The organism is Pseudomonas sp. P4_C3, from assembly GCF_056402075.1.
The window spans coordinates 1-4,840 of the sequence record NZ_JBFUIC010000294.1; the positions used below are offsets into that span (position 1 = coordinate 1).

The following is a 4,840-nucleotide window of genomic DNA, read 5'->3' on the forward strand; positions in this document are numbered from 1 at the left end:
GCTCTACACCGTGCGCGCACTGGAAAAGAATCAAGCGATCATTATTCCCGGGCGGCGCAACCGCTGGTTCGCCTTCCTGCCGCGGCTCGGCTCGCGCTGGCTGACGCGCACCATCGCCGGCATGATCAACAAGGCGTACTGCCCGCGCTGATCCAATTCAAGGTAAAAAGCTGRGCGCTGGCATACGCCATGAGTACACTCAGGCCAGCCCAAATAACGGAGAAAACAGCTGTGGATACTCTGTTCACCAAGATCATCAACCGGGAAATCCCGGCGAAGATCATTTACGAGGACGACCAGGTACTGGCCTTCCACGACATTGCCCCACAGGCACCGGTACATTTTCTGGTGGTCCCGAAGAAACCGGTTCGCACCTTGAACGACCTGACCGAGGACGACAAGACGCTGGCCGGGCATATTCTGTTCACCGCGCAGCGCCTGGCACTGGAACTGGGCTGCGAAAAAGGTTTCCGCGTCGTCATGAACTGCAATGAAGAAGGCGGACAAACCGTCTACCACATTCATATGCACGTGCTGGGTCAGCGCCAGATGCACTGGCCGCCGGGCTGATTGCTCTAAACCCTGTGAAAGCGGCGCACCGCCGCTTTCACAAAAGGCATCACAGCACTGTCACAGCCTCTGCATCACAATGACCCAGCGCAATCCTTCCCCGGCCGATTGGGTTAAACTGGCCGCCGAAATTCCCCCGGAGGTCAGCATGACTACCCAACGTCACTACTCGCCAATTGACCGCCTTCTGCTGCAAGCCGATGCCGCGATGCGCACCCTGCTGCCCTTCAGCGGCCAGCCGTACCGTCCGTCGCCCGCCATCGTGCAGCCGGATGCGAAAATGAGCGACGAAGACACACGCCACGTTGCCGGCCTGATGCGCATCAACCACACCGGCGAAGTCTGCGCCCAGGCGCTGTACCAAGGACAGGCGCTGACCGCCAAACTGCCGCAAGTGCGTGCCGCGATGGAGCATGCCGCCGAAGAAGAAATCGATCACCTGGTCTGGTGCGAACAACGTATTCATCAACTGGGTAGCCACACCAGCATCCTCAATCCGCTGTTTTATGGCATGTCGTTCGGGATCGGCGCAGTGGCCGGCCTGATCAGCGATAAAGTCAGCCTGGGGTTCGTTGCGGCGACGGAAGACCAGGTGTGCAAACACCTGAACGAACATCTGGAGCAATTGCCGGCCGAGGATGAAAAGTCCCGGGCGATTCTTGAGCAGATGCGCATCGATGAAGAACAGCATGCCGAAAGTGCGCTGGAGGCTGGCGGGTTCCGCTTTCCGGCACCGGTGAAGTTCGGGATGAGCCTGATGGCCAAGGTGATGACCAAGAGTACTTATCGGATCTGACTCCGTTTTTTGTAGGAGCGAGCGCCAGAATAAAAAAAGGCGACTGCCGTGAGGGAGTCGCCTTTTTTGTGTTCGAGAGTCTTACGCCATATTGCGCGCGTAGAAGATTTCGAGCATTTCGTGTTTCACCCGCTCGGTCACCTGGGCACGTTGCTCAGAGGACAGGTTGTTGGTGGCGTCGCCGAACAGGTAGTTATCCAGTTCGAAGTTCTTCAGCAGCATCTTGGTGTGGAACAGGTTTTCCTGGTACACGTTCACGTCGGTCATCTGGTACGCGTCGTAAGTGTCATCGGAGAGGTAGTTCTGGATCGAATTGATCTCATGGTCGATGAAGTGCTTTTTGCCTTCAACGTCACGGGTGAAGCCGCGCACACGGTAGTCCACGGTCACGATGTCCGAATCGAACTGGTGAATCAGGAAGTTGAGCGCTTTAAGCGGTGAAATGACCCCGCAAGTCGACACGTCGATGTCCACACGGAAGGTTGCAATACCGCTGACCGGGTGGATCTCCGGGTAGGTGTGCACCGTGATGTGGCTCTTGTCGAGGTGGGCCAGAATGATTTCGGGCAGTGGGCCCGGGGACTCTTCGATCTGACTGTCGGTCGGGGTTACGGGCTCTTCCGAGATCAGGATCGTGACGCTGGCGCCCTGCGGCTCATAGTCCTGACTGGCAATGTTCAGGATGTTGGCACCAATGATATCGACAACTTCCGTGAGGATCTGCGTCAGGCGTTTCGCGTTGTACTCTTTATTGATGTACTCGACGTAAGCCTGCTGGTCTTGCGGGGTTTCCGCGTAGCAGATGTCATAGATGTTGAAGCTCAAGGTCTTTGTCAGGTTATTGAACCCGTGGAGCTTGAGTTTGCTTTTCACCGTTAAAAACTCTCTATGTGTTTGCGGCCCGGCCGCGTGATCAAGCATGCCCGTCAAATGCGAACAACGCACCTGCGTAGGACGGTTAACACCTCTTCGCGATGGCGATTKTGGTTGTCTGCTCGGGTGCGAGGCCTGTCGGCTGACGGGCCACTACCCTGAAAAAAGTGGCGCATTATGCAGACGTCAGCTTGTGTTCGCCAGAGTCTGCACTGCTTTTATGATAGTTGAATGTCGATTCAACCGAGCTCGATGATCTCGTAGTCGTGGGTAATTGCCACGCCTGCCGCGCCGAGCATGATCGAGGCCGAGCAATACTTCTCGGCAGACAATTCGATGGCGCGCTTGACCTGGGCTTCTTTCAGCCCACGGCCCTTGACCACGAAATGCATGTGGATCCTGGTGAAAACCTTTGGATCTTCGGTCGCACGCTCGGCTTCAAGGAACGCTTCACAGCTTTCGACCGCCTGGCGGGACTTCTTGAGGATGCTGACCACATCGAAATTGCTGCAACCGCCGACACCCAGCAGCAGCATTTCCATCGGCCGGACACCCAGGTTACGTCCGCCGGCATCGGGCGGACCGTCCATGACCACGACATGACCACTACCGGATTCGCCGAGGAACATGGCTTCGCCAGCCCATTGGATGCGTGCCTTCATCGCCAAGACTCCACTGTATAAAAAAGGGTCGCCAGCTTAGCACAGGCCCCGTGACTGACGGCGCCCGGCGTCCTAGGACATATCCCACCGCCTTGTAGGTAAATGCTCGAATATTGCAGGAGGTGTCTGTTAAGCTGACGCCAAATCAATGGCGCATTGCCAGCTTTCCCCCAGCGTTCGCTATTCATAAAAAAACCAAACACACCGTGCAGTCTTTTCGGGATACAACCATGGTTGCGATTGCCCCCAACCCCAAGATCAAGAACCTCGACAAGCTGTTGATGCATTGTCAGCGCCGCCGCTATCAGGCCAAGAGCAACATCATTTGTGCCGGCGACCGTTCGGAAACGCTGTTCTACATCATCAAAGGCTCAGTCACCATCCTGATCGAAGATGACGACGGCCGGGAAATGATCATTTCCTACCTGAACACCGGGGACTTTTTCGGCGAGTTGGGTCTGTTTGAGCAAGCTGGCCTGGAGCAGGAGCGCAGCGCCTGGGTGCGGGCCAAGGCTGAATGCGAAGTCGCGGAAATCAGCTACGCGAAATTCCGCGAGTTGTCCCAGCAGGATCCAGACATTCTTTACGTCCTCAGCGGACAAATCGCACAGCGCCTGCGCAACACCACGCGCAAGGTCGGTGACCTGGCATTCTTTGATGTAACCGGTCGAGTCGCCCGCTGCCTGCTGGAGCTRTGCAAACAGCCAGATGCCATGACTCACCCCGATGGCATGCAAATCAAGGTGACCCGTCAGGAGATCGGGCGGATAGTCGGTTGTTCCCGGGAGATGGTCGGTCGCGTCCTCAAGGATCTGGAAGAACGCGAACTGGTGAACGTCAAAGGCAAGACCATGGTGGTTTTCGGTACGCGATAAGCTCGAAAACCTAGCCGCTGAACATCTGCACCAGCACCAACCGGTAGAGATAGTCGAGGCGCGCCAGGGCATCGTGCGCCGCGAACTTCTCATGCAGCGCGATGTGGCTTTCGGCGCGTACGCGTTGCTCCAGACCGCAGGCCTCGTTGAAACGATTGACCGCGGCGACCATAGACTCTCGCTCGTTATCCAGCAGCAACGCCCCATGCACCAGTCCTACCGGACGCTGCCCACCCTGACTCTGGCGCCAGCGCTGGGCGGTGCCGACCATCTTGCGACCATCGAGGTTGACGTTGAAGCGACCGTCACAGAAGGCGCCTTCGATTTCACCCAGGGACGAAGTGCCACCTAACTCATCCAGCAACTGACAGATTGGATCGCATAGACGCCGGTAGCCGGATTCGATGCGGTTAAGGTCGCCTTCGCTGCGCGGCGGTGCGTAGACCAGAGCGATGTTGATCGTGGTGTCGGATTGCGGAACGGGCTCTCCGCCGGTATCGCGCAACAACACTGGCCAGCCTGCCGCTGCCGAGACTTCACATGCGGATTCAAAGCCTGGCAAGCGATTCAAGCGACGCGGCATCACTAATGCCTGGTCACTCGGTTGCCAGAACAACAGACCGAATTCCGCGTTGCCGGCACAGACCGACGCCAGCAAATCCTGCTCGGCTTGCAGACCGGCTTCGATGGTCAGGGAAATAGGTGAGGTCATAAGGTATTCCGTAGGACATAAAGTCTGTGGTGCTTCTTATGCCGCTATCGCGAGCAAGCTCGCTCCCACATTTGATCTCGGCAGCTCATAGATTTTGTGGCCACCATCAAACCCTGTGGGAGCGAGCTTGCTCGCGATGCTTTTCAGTCGAGGGTCGAACCGCTGACAGGTACACCGCGCTCAGGGAAGAACAGACGCTGCAACTCGGTACCCGGGCTTTCGGCGCGCATGAACGCTTCGCCGACCAGGAACGCGTAGACGTCGCTGATTTCCATCAGTTCGACATCGGCGCGGTTGAGAATGCCGCTCTCGGTGATGACCAGACGATCGCGCGGAATACGCGGCAACAGGT

6 protein-coding genes and 2 pseudogenes are annotated in these 4,840 nt (G+C 57.3%); 4 read left to right on the plus strand and 4 right to left on the minus strand.

Annotated elements, in window-relative coordinates; genetic code table 11:
* From AC1DVH_RS25955 to coq7, 3 genes and pseudogenes are all read left to right on the plus strand, one after another.
* Nucleotides 1–151 (plus strand): annotated as a pseudogene (locus AC1DVH_RS25955) (SDR family NAD(P)-dependent oxidoreductase); the annotation flags it as partial.
* Between the two features lie 80 nt (nt 152–231).
* Complete coding sequence (locus AC1DVH_RS25960; protein ID WP_046039514.1) at nt 232–570, plus strand: histidine triad nucleotide-binding protein; 339 nt, start codon at nt 232–234, stop codon at nt 568–570.
* Between the two features lie 148 nt (nt 571–718).
* A complete protein-coding gene (gene coq7, locus AC1DVH_RS25965; RefSeq protein WP_096515638.1) occupies nt 719–1,366 on the plus strand; it encodes a 2-polyprenyl-3-methyl-6-methoxy-1,4-benzoquinone monooxygenase in 648 nt (215 codons plus the stop codon).
* An 81-nt stretch (nt 1,367–1,447) separates the two neighbouring features.
* Here the strand turns inward: coq7 and speD are convergent, their stop codons facing one another.
* Nucleotides 1,448–2,239, minus strand: a complete 792-nt coding sequence (gene speD / locus AC1DVH_RS25970; RefSeq protein WP_477756209.1) for an adenosylmethionine decarboxylase — start codon at nt 2,237–2,239, stop codon at nt 1,448–1,450.
* Nucleotides 2,240–2,478: 239 nt separating this feature from the next.
* Nucleotides 2,479–2,901 carry an OsmC family protein gene (locus AC1DVH_RS25975; RefSeq protein ID WP_007994936.1) on the minus strand — a complete coding sequence of 141 codons (423 nt, stop codon included), beginning with the start codon at nt 2,899–2,901 and terminating at the stop codon, nt 2,479–2,481.
* A gap of 230 nt (nt 2,902–3,131) precedes the next feature.
* Between AC1DVH_RS25975 and crp the strand changes: the two genes are divergently transcribed.
* Nucleotides 3,132–3,776 (plus strand): cAMP-activated global transcriptional regulator CRP, encoded by a 645-nt coding sequence (gene crp / locus AC1DVH_RS25980; protein WP_477756210.1) that lies wholly within the window; start codon nt 3,132–3,134, stop codon nt 3,774–3,776.
* A 10-nt stretch (nt 3,777–3,786) separates the two neighbouring features.
* Here crp and AC1DVH_RS25985 read toward each other — a convergent pair whose 3' ends face one another.
* Together AC1DVH_RS25985 and trpC are read right to left on the minus strand one after the other, a co-directional pair.
* On the minus strand, nt 3,787–4,488 hold the full coding sequence (locus tag AC1DVH_RS25985; RefSeq protein WP_477756211.1) for a lipoate--protein ligase family protein: 702 nt from the start codon (nt 4,486–4,488) through the stop codon (nt 3,787–3,789).
* Nucleotides 4,489–4,631: 143 nt separating this feature from the next.
* A pseudogene (gene trpC / locus AC1DVH_RS25990) lies at nt 4,632–4,840 on the minus strand (indole-3-glycerol phosphate synthase TrpC); the annotation flags it as partial.